The following is a 14050-nucleotide window of genomic DNA, read 5'->3' on the forward strand; positions in this document are numbered from 1 at the left end:
ACGGGAAATGAGTGTGAAGGGACTTGCAGCAGCCGTAATCGTTGTTGCCATACTGGCTGTCATCAGCCTGTTCATTGGCGTCAGCGAGGTATCGCTGGGAACGCTCTTCGGCGCAGGAAGCACCGACCGTGCCACCGAAGTTCTGCTTATCAGCCGCATCCCGCGCACCCTTGCAATCATTCTGGCGGGCATGTCCATGGCCGTTTCAGGCATGATCATGCAAATGCTGACGCGAAACCGTTTCGTTGAACCGTCAACGGCCGGCACAGTGGAATCCGCAGGTCTCGGCATTCTTCTGGTCATATTGTTTGCACCTGAAACGCCCGTTATCGGCAAAATGCTGGTTGCATCCGTCACAGCACTTGCCGGAACAGCCCTATTCCTCCGTATTCTTCGTACAATTCCACTACGTTCCGTTCTTGTCGTGCCCTTGGTTGGCATCATGCTTGGTGGTGTTGTCAATGCGATCACCACTTTCATTGCGTATCGCTTTGATCTCCTGCAATCGCTCAATTCCTGGACGACCGGCGACTTTTCCGGCGTTCTTCGCGGGCGCTACGAGTTACTTTGGCTCGCCTTCGCCCTGACAATAATCGCCTATATCGCCGCCGATCGCTTCACGGTCGCGGGTTTAGGCGAGGACTTCACCACCAATCTTGGTCTCAACTATCGTCGCGTGGTCACACTTGGCCTCGTCATTGTTTCCATGGTCAGCGCATCAGTCGTGGTCACTGTTGGCATGATACCTTTCCTGGGACTCATCGTTCCCAACGTCGTCAGCATGTTCATCGGTGACAATATGCGCCGCGCGGTGCCTTGGGTTGCGGTACTTGGCGCCGGGCTCGCTCTCGCTTGTGACATCGTGGGTCGGCTGGTCCGCTTCCCTTATGAAATACCGATAGGCACAATGATGGGCGTCATTGGAAGCGTCATCTTCCTCTATCTTCTTTTGCGGCGAGGTTCACGCCTTGCTTAAGCGCCCTGCCCTGAACCTCTCACTGCTTTGTGTGCTTACATTACTTACAGTCGCCGCATTCATGACGATCGGCGCAAAGGGAAGCTGGTCCTTCATATTGTCCTTTCGCGGCACCAAACTTGCCGCCATGGCGCTGGTTGCATATTCGATTGCGGTTTCGACAGTGTTGTTCCAGACTGTCACGAACAATCGCATCCTGACTCCCTCAATTATGGGATTCGATGCGCTCTATATCCTGATCCAGACCGTGGTGGTCTTCTTCTTCGGCGCTGTCCATATCGACTGGCTCGGGCCGAACATTCGTTTTCTCGCAGAAACCGCGATTATGGTGGTTTTCGCCGGAACGCTTTATTACTGGCTCTTCTCAGGCGCAACGCGCAGCCTGCATCTTGTCATGCTTGTCGGTATTGTCTGCGGCGTGTTTTTCCGCAGCATTTCCAACCTGATGCAGCGAATGCTTGATCCAAATCTTTTCGCTGTGCTGCAAGATCGCTTTTTCGCCAGCTTCAACAGCATCAACAGCGATATTCTGATTATGTCGACCGTCATCGTCGTTGCAGTTTCGCTTTACGGCCTGCGCTTTATTCACGTCTTTGACGTCCTGTCTCTCGGGCGCGATCCAGCAATCAATCTAGGCGTCAACCATCGGCGGATCGTGCGCAAGGTCCTGTTCATGGTCACGGTGCTGGTTTCCGTTTCCACCGCACTGGTCGGGCCCATTACTTTCTTCGGTTTGCTGGTGGCCAATCTGGCCTACATGATTGCCGGCTCAGCGAAGCACCGGATTATCCTGCCGATAGCCGTCTTGCTTGCGATCTTTTGCATCGTCGGCGGACAGACCATTCTTGAACGTGTCTTCTCGTTCAACTCCGCACTCAGCATCATTATCGAGTTTCTGGGCGGCCTTGTCTTCATCATCCTTCTCGTCAGGGGGCACGCGCGTTGATAGAAATCAGCCAAGTCAGTAAATCCTACAACGGCACGCTGGTCGTCGATGATGTGACACTGAAACTGCCTGCTTGCGGCATAACCTCGATCATCGGGCCGAATGGAGCGGGAAAATCCACGCTGCTTTCGATGGTAAGTCGTCTCCTGCCAATGGACAAAGGCCGGGTGACGGTAGATGGGCTCGACGTTTCCACCACATCGGGCGACGTGCTGGCAAAACGCCTGTCGATCCTGCGGCAGGAAAATGCAATCAACTCCCGCCTGACCGTGCGCGACCTCGTAACCTTTGGCCGTTATCCCCATTCCAAAGGCAGGCCGAACAACGATGATCGCAAACACGTCGAACAGGCCATCGGCTATCTCGGCCTTGAGGATTTGAGCGGGCGCTTTCTGGATGAGCTTTCCGGCGGACAGCGTCAGCGTGCCTTCGTAGCAATGGTTCTCTGCCAGGACACGGATTATGTGCTACTGGACGAACCGCTCAACAATCTCGATATGAAGCATTCCGCTTCAATGATGAAGCTGTTGCGCCGGGCTGCGGATGAACTTGGAAAAACCGTCGTTCTGGTTCTGCACGACATCAATTTCGCGTCATGCTATTCCGACCATATAGTTGCCATGCGCCACGGTAAGGTAGCCTATCAAGGAAGCCCGGACGAACTCATTCATCCGGAAATCCTCGGAGACATTTACGAGATGGAGATTGCCGTCGAAATCATTGGCGGCAAGCGTATCGGCGTCTATTATCTTTAAGCAACCGCATCCGATGGAAACAGTGCCTGCAAGGCGTCGTACGATGCCAGCACCGTTTCCATTTGCGCAGTATGCCCTCGGACGAACGCATCACCGTAAATCGTTTCATCCGGATATTCTGTAATGAGCGTCAGCGGCACGCTATGCCGATCGTCAACACCGACGAGACACGGGAAACCATTGATGATGCGGAAACCCGTTTCGCCCGCATGCTGCTCAAAAAGCTTGATCTGGGCGTTATTATACGCAACCAGCCCGTCAATAGCCGCAAGATGCTTCGTCACCCGGTCTATCAGTTCCTCGGCTTGCCTTTCCCATGAAGCGTGATGCCGGATGATGAGGAAAAACCCCTTCGGCAGCGTCCACATGGCAAAGGAACGGGGCACATAGCCCGATAGTGGGCGCGTCCACTCATGCGATGGATAACCATGCAGGTTGACGTGCAGTTTCGCCTCGGTCCGCTTTTCAGCTTCGACACGAATGGCCTTTTCGTAAAGCCCTTCGCCGCTGCGATATTCCAGATCATCACCGAGTGCCGTATAGCGGGCGGCGTGATGCATATGATGCGGCTGCAATGCACAGAGCCGTTTATGGATCTCGTAGCCGTCAGGATTCTCCTGGGGAGAGATCGTGAAATGCGCATTTTCGCGCGCCGCAAGCCGCTTGGCTGCACGCAGTGCGCCGACGATACCGGTTGTCTCATTGGCATGCTGGCCTGCGCTGATCATCATCGCCGCATCGCTGCCCTGGATGTAGGTCGCGCGAACAGCCCGGCCTGCGCGGCTTGTTGCCTCAAAGGACCGGCCACCGAGCGCGGCAAGCTCACGCTTGATTTGATCCGCGGATAACGGCGCCTGCGCCGTTTCTAGAGCCTGCTCGGCCGTCAAAGCGTCGTCGGTAGAAAGCGGACGTGTTTCCACTTTGACTGACGGTTCTGCATCGCGAAAACGGACTTCCGGCACGATCTGGCCCGGCTGCAAGCCGCGGTCCCCCACCGGGCGGCCGGACTTTTTCTGGAAAACCTCGAGCAGCGAGAAATAGATATCCTCGTGCATGGCTTCGGTGAGGCTCAGCCTTTCCTCATCGTAGGGCAGGCGACGATCGGTGATTGGCAGGCTGACCGCGATGTTCAGCTCATCGAAATAGGGTTCGCCACGCTTCCAATCATGCGCCGCGATCGTTGAGATCGTGTCATGAAACAGTTTTTCATAGGATGTTTCATAGCGCGTGCTTTCGGTCTTACCGTTCTGCGTGACAGTCAGCCAACCGGTGGGTGATACCAATGTTTCGCCGATGAAATCCACATGCACCCGGTTCGGTGCAAAAACGCGATGGCTCTCGCTATGGCCATCGGCAAAGACCAGATCGACTTCGTACTGAAAGTCGTCTTTACCTGAAGCCGCGAAAGTCACATCGGTCTTCGGCAGCAGCGCGGACAGCGGATAGGTCTCCAGCAGGAAACGGTTCTGCACGCAGGCATCGTGACGCGGATAGCGGATCGCAGCTGACTTTAGCGCGGCGCCGTCCACTTCTTCGAGGAAGAAATGCAGGAGCGGCTTATAGGCAGAACGGAACCGTGCCTCGACCCCTGCCTCGCGCAGCTTCGTTTCGGCGGCGAAACGGCTCGGCTGGTCATCGAACAACCAGGCTTCCACCTTCGCACCGCGCATTTCGGGTTTCAGAAAGCGTTCAACGAGCGCTTGAACGGTACGCGGGTAGGTTTTCTCAAAAAGCATGTTCATCGGGAAGTCCTGCCGGTTGGGTCGAGGCTGTCGCGCAACCAATCTCCAAGGAGATTGAGGCCAAGCACGGTGAAGAGAATGGCGAGGCCTGGGAAAATGCTCACCCACCATGCGGTCTGAAGATAGGTACGCCCATCGGCCAGCATGCCGCCCCAGCTTGGAATGGTCGGATCGACACCGAGGCCGAGGAAGGTCAGGCTTGATTCCAGAAGGATGTTGTTGGCCACATTGAGCGTCATCAGCACGATCACCGGGCCGAGAAGGTTCGGCAGCAGATGCTGGAAGATGATGCACCAGTCCTTTACGCCGATAGCGCGGGCAGACAGGATGAATTCGCGCTCGCGTAGCGAGAGCACGGCCCCCCGCACCAGTCGCGCATATTGCACGCATTGCGACACGATCAACAAAATGATGGTGTTGAACAGCCCGCCCCCCAGAATAGCCATCACGGTGATCGCGAGCAGGATGAACGGCATGGCAAGCTGCACATCGACAAAGCGCATCAGTGCCATGTCCCAGAAGCCGCGATAATAACCGGCGACAAGACCCATGATCGTGCCGATGACGACGGAGCCGATCACCGAAACGAAACCGACGAACAGCGAAATCTTGCCGCCGGTAACGACGCGTGCCAGCACATCGCGCCCCAGCGGATCGGTGCCGAAAATATGGGCGGGATTAACAAATGGCGGCGTCAGGCGCGCCAAGAGATCAATCTTGTTGGCGCCGCCCGGAAACAGATAGCCGGAAAAAATCACCGCCAGACAAATGCAGCCGGTCAACACGACGCCGACGATGAATTCCAGGCTCGCAAAACGCGAAAACAGAACGGATGAGGTCTTGGTTGCCATGGTCCTACTCCGTGCGAATACGCGGATCGACAAGGCCATAGGCGATGTCCACGAGAAGATTGACGCCGATGATCAGCATGGAAAGGATCGCGATGGTGGCTTGCAGGACAGGATAATCGCGCCCGGCCACCGCATCGAAGGCAAGCGTGCCCATGCCCGGCCAGTTGAACACGCGTTCCACCACGACAATGCCGCCCAGCAGACCGCCGAACTGAAGGCCGAGATAGGTGATCAGCGGAATGGCGCAATTGCGCAGCGCATGCTTGTAGAGAACCTTGTTTTCACTTAGCCCCTTGGCGCGCGCCACCATGATATATTGCGATTGCAACGTCTCCAGCATCGCCGTGCGCACGAGACGAACATTCGTTGCGGTCAGGATGATGCCCATGGTGAGCGCTGGCATGATGAAGCTTGCAACACCACTCATGCCGCTCGGTGGCAGCCATTGCAGCGAGATTCCGAACAGCAACACCAGCATGGTCGCCAGCCAGAAATTCGGAAACGACAGCCCCACAAGCGAGCAGATGCGGATCAACTGATCGGCCCATCTACCACGCGACACGGCTGCCTTGATCCCAAGCGGAACCGAAATCACAATGGAAACGAACAGTGAAGCGAAAGCCAGCATCAGCGTAGCAGGCAAAGCGCCAGCCACCAGCGTCGATACGGGCGTGCCGCCGAGGAAACTGCGCCCCAGATCCATCGTGAACAGCCCCTGGAGGAACTGCCAGTACTGAACGAAAAACGGCTGGTTGAGGCCGAGACCTTCGCGGATACGCGCAAGATCGGCCTCGGTGATGCTGCCCGCGCCTTGCGTCAACATCAAAGCCGGATCGCCCGTAAGGCGGACCGCGAAAGCGACAAGCAGCGTCATTGCGACGAGCACGAACAACGCCTGCAAAGTTCGTTTGATCAGAAATCCGGCCACCAGTGCGCCTCCGAAATGCTGCGGCAAGCCGGACATATCCGGCTTGCCGTATTGTCATTCTTGCTTAGTCGACGGTGACGTCTGTCAGACGCAGACGGCTGTCGGGAACCGGCACGAAGTTTTTCACGCGCTTGTTGACGCCGAAGATCGCCTTGAGATTGTAGAGCGGCATTTCCAGTGCGCGACCGGCAGCGTAATGCGCGATTTCCTGCAGGAGCTTCTCGCGCTCGCCGCGATCAAGAACCGAACGCTGCGCTTCCAGCATCTTGTCGAGCTTTTCGTCCTTGTCGTAAGGATTCCACTTCTCGCCGGAATGATACATCGAATAGGCAGTGTTGTCGTAGTCGAAGGTCCAGCCGCCCCAGGACTGCTGGAACATGGCGCCTGTCTTGCCCTGCGGGATGATGTCGTTCAGCAGGACATTGGTATCGTAAGGCTTGATGGTGGCGTTGATGCCGACCATCTGCAGGAAGCTTGCGATGGCCTGCACAACTTCGTTGAAACTTGCGTCCTGCCCACGCACATCAATCTGCACGGTTGCACCGGGTTGAACGCCCGCTTCTTCGAGGAGCTTCTTCGCGCCTTCCGGATCGTAAGGCAGCGGCTTCATGTCCGGATCGAAGCCGAAGGACAGAGAACCCTGGAAACTTGCAATCGCTTCCGCCTGCCCGGCCAGAATGGACTGGATGATCGCATCGCGATCCACAGCCATAATCAGCGCTTTGCGCACGCGTTCGTCCTTGGTGATGCCGTCAGCCGTATTGAAGCGCAAGGCATAAACCGTCGGCCCCGAGGCGGTGACGAGCTCCAGCTTTGGATCGCCCTGAATAGTCGGGATCATGCCGATCGGGATGGTCGGCGGAATGACCAGATCGACGCGACCGGCCTGAAGTTCGGCAACAGCGGTCGAAGGCTCGGTTATGAAGCGATATTCGAGTTCTGAAAGCTTCGGCGCGCCACCCCAGTGGTCCGCGAACGCCTCAAGCTTGATGTTTACCTTCGGCTCATAGGAAACGAACTTGAACGGCCCGGTGCCAACCGGATGCATGTTGAAATAATCGTCGCCCTTTTCCTGAATATATTTCGGCGGAACGATCATGCCGCCATAACCGGCAAGCTTTGTGATCAGAACCGGGTCCGGCGCTTTCAGATGAAAATCGACGGTCTTGTCATCGATGACTTCCACCTTCTCGATGGCGATATAGTTCGAACGCTGCGGGCCCTTCGCGCCTTCATCGCCGAGCAGACGCTCGAAGGTGAACTTGACGGCCTCCGCATTGAACGGCTCGCCGTTGTGGAATTTTACGTTCTCACGCAGATGGAAGCGAATGCGCTTGCCCTCGTTCAGCTCTTCCCATGAAGTGGCGAGTGCAGGGACAATCTTCAGGTCAGGGCCGCGATAAACAAGACCGTCGAAAATGTTGGTGCCGACAGAAGCCCAGTTGACGAGGAACGTGTCGATCGGGTCCCAGCTGCCGGGGTCCTGCGGCGACGAAACGGTCAGCTTTCCGGCAGCGAACGCTGGAGCAGATGCAATCACAGCGGCCGAAAGAGCGGAAGCCATGAGAACGGCTTTAAAAGTTTTTCTTATCATTGTTTTCCCCTTTGGGTTTTGGTGAGCTTTTATGGTTCAGACGGTTTCGGCCACGAAATGTCCGGCTGCGACCTCACGGTGGCTATAGATCCTCGGCTTGTCGTCGATCCGACGCGTCGTGCTTGGAATCTCGCCTTCCAGTGCGGGCCGCCTCGTCCGTGCGGTGGGGTCGGCGATTGGCACAGCCGACAGAAGCCGCTTCGTGTAAGAGTGCGATGGGGTTTCGAAAACCTGCTGGCGCGAGCCAAGCTCCATGATCTGGCCGAGATAGAGCACCGCGACGCGATGGCTCATTTTCTCGACCACCGCCATGTCATGACTGATAAAGAGATAAGCGAGATCGTGCTCTTTCTGCAGGTCCATGAACAGATTGATGACCTGCGCCTGAATGGAGACGTCCAGCGCCGACAGGGCTTCATCGGCGATAATGAGCTTCGGCTTGGAAGCGAGCGCACGCGCAATACAGACCCGCTGGCGCTGACCGCCTGAAAATTCGTGCGGATAACGCTTGGCGTGTTCCGGCCCAAGACCGACACGCTCCAGCAATTCCGCAACGCGCGCATTAATCGCCTTGTCATTGTCGAGAAGACCATGGGTACGGATAGGCTCGGCAATGGAAAAACCTATCGTCTTGCGCGGGTCGAGCGATGCAAAGGGGTCCTGAAAGATATATTGGACTTCGCGGCGCATAGCGTAGCGTTCGGCGGCGCTCATTGCCGAATAAGCCTTACCGTTGAAGTGAATGTCTCCGGACAGTGGCGCCTGAAGTTGCTGGATCGTGCGCCCTATGGTCGACTTGCCCGAACCGGATTCACCCACCAGCGCCAAGGTCTCGCCCGGATAAATATCGAAAGCGACATTCGATACCGCGTTGCAGACATGCGTGATCTTACCGAACAGGTTCTTCTTGATTGGAAAGCGCACATAGAGATCGTCCACGGACAGCAACGGCTTGCTATCGTAGCGCGCAGTATCCTGAATGCGCTCCTCACCTGCTAAAATCGGTACGCCGTCGCGCATGGTCATGACCGGCATTCGCTTAGGGAAGGCTTCACCCGTCATGCTGCCAAGCTTCGGCACCGCTGACAAAAGCGTTTTGGTATAGGCATGTTCAGGCTTCGAGAAAATCTGTCCGACCGACCCTTCCTCCACCTTTTTGCCTTTCCACATCACGACGACATCGTCAGCCATTTCTGCCACCACGCCCATATCGTGCGTGATGAAAATAACCGCCATTTCAAGCTCTTGCTGCAATTCCCTGATAATGTGCAGTATCTGGGCCTGAATGGTCACATCGAGAGCAGTCGTCGGTTCATCCGCGATCAGCAATTTCGGACGGCATGCAAGCGCCATCGCGATCATGACACGCTGGCGCATGCCGCCGGATAGCTGGTGCGGATAGCGCTTCAACAGCCCTTCCGCATCCGGCAGTCGCACCATTTCCAGAAGACGCTTACCCTCCGCAAACGCCGCCTGCTGCGTCATTCCTTCGTGCAGCATGAGAACTTCAGAGATTTGATTGCCGATGGTGAAGACCGGGTTGAGCGAAGTCATGGGCTCCTGGAAGATCATGGCGATCTCCTTGCCGCGAATGCTCCGCATTGTCTTCTGGTCGGCTTTGAGCAGATCGCGTCCGCCCAACAAAATGCGACCGGAGGGGAATTTTGCGCCGCTCATATCGGCAAGGCGCATGATGGAAAGCGACGTAATCGACTTGCCCGAACCGGATTCCCCCACCACGGCCAGCGTGCGACCCGGATACACCGAGAAACTCAGGTCATCAACAACGCGGCTCGCGCCAAATTCGACACTGAGACCATCAACAGTCAGCAGAGGTTTTGAAATTGGCTCGCTCAATTCGGTTCCGCTCAAACTTTCAACCCTTTTAAAGTGTGATGGCAGACCGCGTGGCCTGATTGAATGCGCCGGACATAAAACGCAAAAGTGCGGCCACTTCCGACAGCGTTTCCTCCGAGGGGCGTGCGTTGGCTGTGGAATGCACCAGAAGACGCTCCCGAATCTGCGCATAACGCGCACAAGCTTCGGCACCTTTGGCGGTGATTTTTACCGTTTTTTCCTTGGCTGCCTTGCCGGTCGTCAGCAAGCCGGCGCTTTCGAGCTTGCGTATGGCATAAGTGGCAATGTGCGTGTCTTCAATATCGAGAACGAGGCAGATATCGGCCAGCTTCTTCTCGCGATCACGATGGCGGATCGAGTGGAGAATAAGCACTTCAATAGGGGAAAGGCCGGGCAAGCCTGCGGCAGCCATGCAACGCACCATCCAGCGGGAAAAGGCATGAGATGCGAGAATGAGGCCGTATTCGACCTCGGACATTCCGGGTGAACCGCCATCAGCAAGGTGAGCAGATGAAACGATAGGGCCAATCGAAGCAACAGGACGCAGATGCTTCGGCAACGCAACCTCCTCGAAACTCGCATCCCGAATCTCAGAAGAGAACGCTGCAGTTACCTCACTGTCCCTTTTTTTCCCCATTCTTGCTGCTCCCTTATTTATGTGTATTTTATGTCACCATCTTATCGACATTTTGTCAATAAAGTGGGACTATGAAATTCTGAAAAGATTTCAAAATGCACCGGTTGCATTGGATGAGGGAGCCGATAATGAGCGGAACGGGACGTGGAGTATGGGATTTCTGGATCGACCGCGGCGGCACATTTACCGACGTTATCGGGCGCGATCCACAGTGCCAGCTTCATGCACGCAAGGTTCTCTCCGAAAATCCATCCGCCTATAAGGATGCTGCCGTTCATGGCATTCGCCTGCATCTCGGCCTGAAAACCGGCGAACCGGTTCCCGTCGGCGTCATCGGCGAAGTTCGCATGGGAACCACCGTTGCCACCAACGCGCTTTTGGAACGTAAAGGCGAACGCTTGGCGCTCATCACCACCAAGGGTTTTCGCGATGCGCTGCGCATTGGCTACCAGGAGCGCAAGAACATCTTCGCGACCGAAATCCTCAAGCCGGACGCTTTGTACTCAACGGTCATCGAGCTGAACGAGCGTATACAGGCTGACGGCACGATAGAGATGCCCCTTGATCTCGCGGAAGCCGAAAGCGCGCTGGCCTCACTGAAGGAACAGGGCTACAGATCGGTCGCGATTGCCCTCATGCATGCTTATAAGTATCCGGCGCATGAGGCTGAAATTGCTCGCATTGCGCGCGACCTTGGCTTTGAGCAGGTCTCTGTCAGCCATGAAGTTTCGCCGCTGATCAAGCTGGTCGGACGGGGCGACACCACTGTCGTTGATGCATATCTGTCACCCGTTCTCCGCCGCTACGTTGCGCAGGTATCAAACGAGCTGGATGTCGAGCGCACCGGCGCGCGCGTCATGTTCATGATGTCGTCGGGCGGCCTTACAGCAGCAGATCTGTTTCAGGGGAAAGACGCCATCCTATCCGGTCCGGCAGGCGGCGTTGTGGGTCTCGCCCGGACCGGCGAAACGGCCGGCTTCCCGAAAGTCATCGGCTTCGACATGGGCGGCACTTCCACAGACGTGGCCCATTTCGATGGCGAGTATGAACGCGCTTTCGAAACCGAAGTGGCTGGTGTGCGCGTGCGTGCGCCTATGATGCTGATCCATACTGTTGCCGCAGGCGGCGGCTCGATCCTGCATTATGAAGCCGGGCGGTTCCGTGTCGGTCCTGACTCAGCAGGCGCCAATCCGGGACCGGCCTGTTATCGCAATGGCGGACCGCTTGCCGTTACCGACGCCAATGTCATGCTGGGCAAGCTGTTGCCGGAATTTTTCCCGGCAATCTTCGGTCCCGAACAGAACCAGCCGCTGGACGTTGAGCGGGTGCGCCAACTCTTTACCGCGCTCGCCGCCGAAATCGGTGACGGTCGTTCGCCTGAAGCGGTGGCCGACGGCTTCATCCGGATTGCGGTTGCCAATATGGTCGAGGCAATCAAGAAAATCTCCGTCCAGCGCGGTTACGATGTGACGCGCTATGCCCTAAATTGCTTTGGCGGCGCTGGAGGCCAGCACGCATGTCTTGTGGCTGACGCGCTTGGCATGAAAAATATTCTTCTTCATCCAATGTCGGGCCTCCTGTCAGCCTATGGCATGGGCCTTGCTGATATTCGCGCCACGCGCCAGAAAGCGCTCGGCGTCCCACTCGATATCAGCGCTCCAAAGGCGTTGAAGGAATTGGGTGAGGAACTGGCGCAGGAATGTGTCGCCGAACTCACAATACAAGGCATCGAAGCAGATGCTGTTGAGCGGCACCTGCGTGCCCACATCCGCTATGCTGGCACCGATACGGTCCTCTCCGTCGAAGCCACTTTCCCCGCCGAAGACAATGCCGACCGTCTTCGCGCCGAATTCGAGGCCGCTCATAAGCGCCGTTTCGGCTTCGTTGCCGAAAACAAGGCTCTCGTTATCGACGCCGTAGAGGTGGAAGCCGTTGGCGGCGGCGCGGGTGAAACCGAAAGCGCACAGTCGCTTGACAGCGATCAGGAAGCTCCGACCGCCAAGCGAACCTGCTTTTTCTCGCAAGGCGAATTGCACGATGCGGGCGTTGTCTTGCGCGAACAGATGCAGCGCGGCCAGACTGTTACCGGCCCGGCGATCATTATCGAGAAGAACCAGACGATCGTTATCGAAGACGGCTGGCAGGCGCGTCTGACCGCTCATGACCATGTGGTGCTGACGCGTATCAAGGCGCTTCCCGCGCGCACGGCCATCGGCACCGAAGCCGATCCGGTCATGCTGGAAATTTTCAACAATCTCTTCATGTCCATCGCCGAACAGATGGGCGTGACGCTTCAGAACACCGCCTATTCGGTCAATATCAAGGAGCGTCTCGACTTTTCCTGCGCTGTTTTTGATGCTGCGGGCAATCTCGTTGCCAATGCACCTCACATGCCCGTGCATCTCGGCTCCATGGATGCATCGGTCGCCACCGCCATCCGCGAAAACAGCGATATCAAGCCGGGCGATGTGTTCCTCATCAACGCGCCTTATAATGGCGGCACCCACCTGCCCGACCTCACTGTTTGCACCCCCGTATTCGATGATGACAATCGTGAAATCCGGTTTTGGGTCGCGAGTCGCGGACATCACGCGGACATTGGCGGCATCGCACCGGGGTCCATGTCGCCGCTTGCGGTGAATATCGAGCAGGAAGGCGTCTATATCGACAATTTCAAGCTAGTGGAACGTGGCACGTTCCGAGAAGATGCGCTGGCCGATCTGCTTACCGGGGCCACCTATCCGGTCCGCAACCTGACGCAGAACGTCAACGACCTGAAGGCGCAGATAGCAGCCAACGAAAAGGGCGTTGCCGAGTTGAAAAAGATGATCGGTCTTTTCGGCGAGGATGTCGTGAAGGCTTACATGGGCCATGTTCAGGATAACGCGGCCGAGAGCGTGCGCCGAGTGCTGGACAAGCTGCCGGATGGCCATTTCTCCTATGAAATGGATCAGGGTTGCAAGATCCAAGTGCGGATTACGATCGACAGGGAAAAGCGTGAAGCCACGGTCGATTTCGCGGGCACATCCGAGCAGCGCTCCGACAATTTCAACGCACCGCAGCCAGTTGCCCGTGCAGCCGTGCTCTATGTGTTCCGCGTGCTGGTCGAAGGCGATATTCCGATGAATGCGGGCTGCCTGCGCCCGATCAAGATTATCGTACCTGAAGGCTCCATGCTTTCGCCACGCTATCCGGCGGCAGTCGTGGCTGGCAATGTCGAGGTCAGTCAGGCCGTTACCAACTGCCTCTTTGGCGCGACCAAGGCCATGGCAGCAGCGCAAGGCACGATGAATAATCTGACCTTTGGCGATGACGAGTATCAATATTACGAAACCATCTGCTCGGGCGCGCCGGCCGGTCCCGGTTTCAATGGCGCAGATGCGGTGCATACGCATATGACCAATTCACGCCTGACCGATCCGGAAATTCTTGAAACTCGCTTCCCCGTATTGCTGGAAGATTTCCACATCCGTGAAGGATCGGGCGGCAAGGGCAAATGGAACGCTGGCGACGGCACCGAGCGAACTATCCGCGCATTGAAGACGCTGGAATTCGCCATTCTCTCCGGTCACCGTCGTGTAGCACCTTTCGGCCTTGACGGCGGGGAAGCCGGACAAATCGGCCGCAATGAGGTGCGCCGCAAGGACGGTTCGGTTGAAATCCTAGGCAATTGCGACCAGACTGTTCTCGAGGCAGGCGAAGCCTTCACTGTCGTCACACCGACCGGCGGCGGGTATGGCAAACCGGAATGATCATTTTAAGGA

At 56.7% G+C, this 14050-nt stretch carries 10 protein-coding genes; 4 read left to right on the forward strand and 6 right to left on the reverse strand.

The features are described 5' to 3' along the window. Positions 1-13: 13 nt before the first annotated feature. The 3 genes from F9K78_RS03075 to F9K78_RS03085 are packed head-to-tail and all read left to right on the forward strand — an operon-like array spanning position 14 to position 2677. Positions 14-976 carry an ABC transporter permease gene (locus F9K78_RS03075; protein WP_121985309.1) on the forward strand — a complete coding sequence of 321 codons (963 nt, stop codon included), beginning with the start codon at positions 14-16 and terminating at the stop codon, positions 974-976. Further along, the gene (locus F9K78_RS03080) at positions 969-1922 is read left to right on the forward strand and encodes an iron chelate uptake ABC transporter family permease subunit (protein ID WP_121985308.1); all 954 of its coding nucleotides are present in this window, start codon (positions 969-971) and stop codon (positions 1920-1922) included. The genes F9K78_RS03075 and F9K78_RS03080 overlap by 8 nt, the downstream gene beginning before the upstream one ends. Further along, positions 1919-2677: an iron ABC transporter ATP-binding protein gene (locus F9K78_RS03085; protein WP_121985307.1), complete on the forward strand. Its 759-nt coding sequence runs from the start codon at positions 1919-1921 to the stop codon at positions 2675-2677. The genes F9K78_RS03080 and F9K78_RS03085 overlap by 4 nt, the downstream gene beginning before the upstream one ends. On the opposite strand, the gene F9K78_RS03090 is transcribed toward F9K78_RS03085, so the two are convergent. From F9K78_RS03090 to F9K78_RS03115, 6 genes are all read right to left on the reverse strand, one after another. Then, positions 2674-4419, reverse strand: a complete 1746-nt coding sequence (locus F9K78_RS03090) for a M14 family metallopeptidase (RefSeq protein WP_121985306.1) — start codon at positions 4417-4419, stop codon at positions 2674-2676. The two genes, F9K78_RS03085 and F9K78_RS03090, sit on opposite strands and share 4 nt — an antisense overlap. Then, positions 4416-5270 carry an ABC transporter permease gene (locus tag F9K78_RS03095; RefSeq protein ID WP_121985305.1) on the reverse strand — a complete coding sequence of 285 codons (855 nt, stop codon included), beginning with the start codon at positions 5268-5270 and terminating at the stop codon, positions 4416-4418. The genes F9K78_RS03090 and F9K78_RS03095 overlap by 4 nt, the downstream gene beginning before the upstream one ends. A 4-nt stretch (positions 5271-5274) precedes the next feature. Further along, positions 5275-6198 (reverse strand): ABC transporter permease, encoded by a 924-nt coding sequence (locus tag F9K78_RS03100; protein ID WP_151682046.1) that lies wholly within the window; start codon positions 6196-6198, stop codon positions 5275-5277. A gap of 64 nt (positions 6199-6262) precedes the next feature. Continuing rightward, positions 6263-7792 carry an ABC transporter substrate-binding protein gene (locus tag F9K78_RS03105; RefSeq protein WP_122066802.1) on the reverse strand — a complete coding sequence of 510 codons (1530 nt, stop codon included), beginning with the start codon at positions 7790-7792 and terminating at the stop codon, positions 6263-6265. Positions 7793-7828: 36 nt separating this feature from the next. Beyond that, positions 7829-9664: an ABC transporter ATP-binding protein gene (locus F9K78_RS03110; RefSeq protein ID WP_121985303.1), complete on the reverse strand. Its 1836-nt coding sequence runs from the start codon at positions 9662-9664 to the stop codon at positions 7829-7831. Between the two features lie 13 nt (positions 9665-9677). Beyond that, entirely contained in the window at positions 9678-10286 is a 609-nt protein-coding gene (locus F9K78_RS03115) for a winged helix DNA-binding protein (protein WP_162995366.1), read from the reverse strand. Positions 10287-10399: 113 nt separating this feature from the next. Between F9K78_RS03115 and F9K78_RS03120 the strand changes: the two genes are divergently transcribed. Then, positions 10400-14038: a hydantoinase B/oxoprolinase family protein gene (locus F9K78_RS03120; protein ID WP_174813347.1), complete on the forward strand. Its 3639-nt coding sequence runs from the start codon at positions 10400-10402 to the stop codon at positions 14036-14038. The last annotated feature ends 12 nt before the right edge of the window (positions 14039-14050 follow it).

This window comes from Brucella pseudintermedia (assembly GCF_008932435.1).
In the GTDB taxonomy this organism is placed as follows: Bacteria; Pseudomonadota; Alphaproteobacteria; order Rhizobiales; family Rhizobiaceae; genus Brucella; species Brucella pseudintermedia.

What these genes read in the sequence shown, in the direction of transcription:
- F9K78_RS03090 (WP_121985306.1), bottom strand. Translation starts at nt 4,419, where the DNA reads ATGAACATGCTTTTTGAGAAAACCTACCCGCGTACCGTTCAAGCGCTC.
- F9K78_RS03095 (WP_121985305.1), bottom strand. Translation starts at nt 5,270, where the DNA reads ATGGCAACCAAGACCTCATCCGTTCTGTTTTCGCGTTTTGCGAGCCTG.
- F9K78_RS03105 (WP_122066802.1), bottom strand. Translation starts at nt 7,792, where the DNA reads ATGATAAGAAAAACTTTTAAAGCCGTTCTCATGGCTTCCGCTCTTTCG.
- F9K78_RS03115 (WP_162995366.1), bottom strand. Translation starts at nt 10,286, where the DNA reads ATGGGGAAAAAAAGGGACAGTGAGGTAACTGCAGCGTTCTCTTCTGAG.
- F9K78_RS03120 (WP_174813347.1), top strand. Translation starts at nt 10,400, where the DNA reads ATGAGGGAGCCGATAATGAGCGGAACGGGACGTGGAGTATGGGATTTC.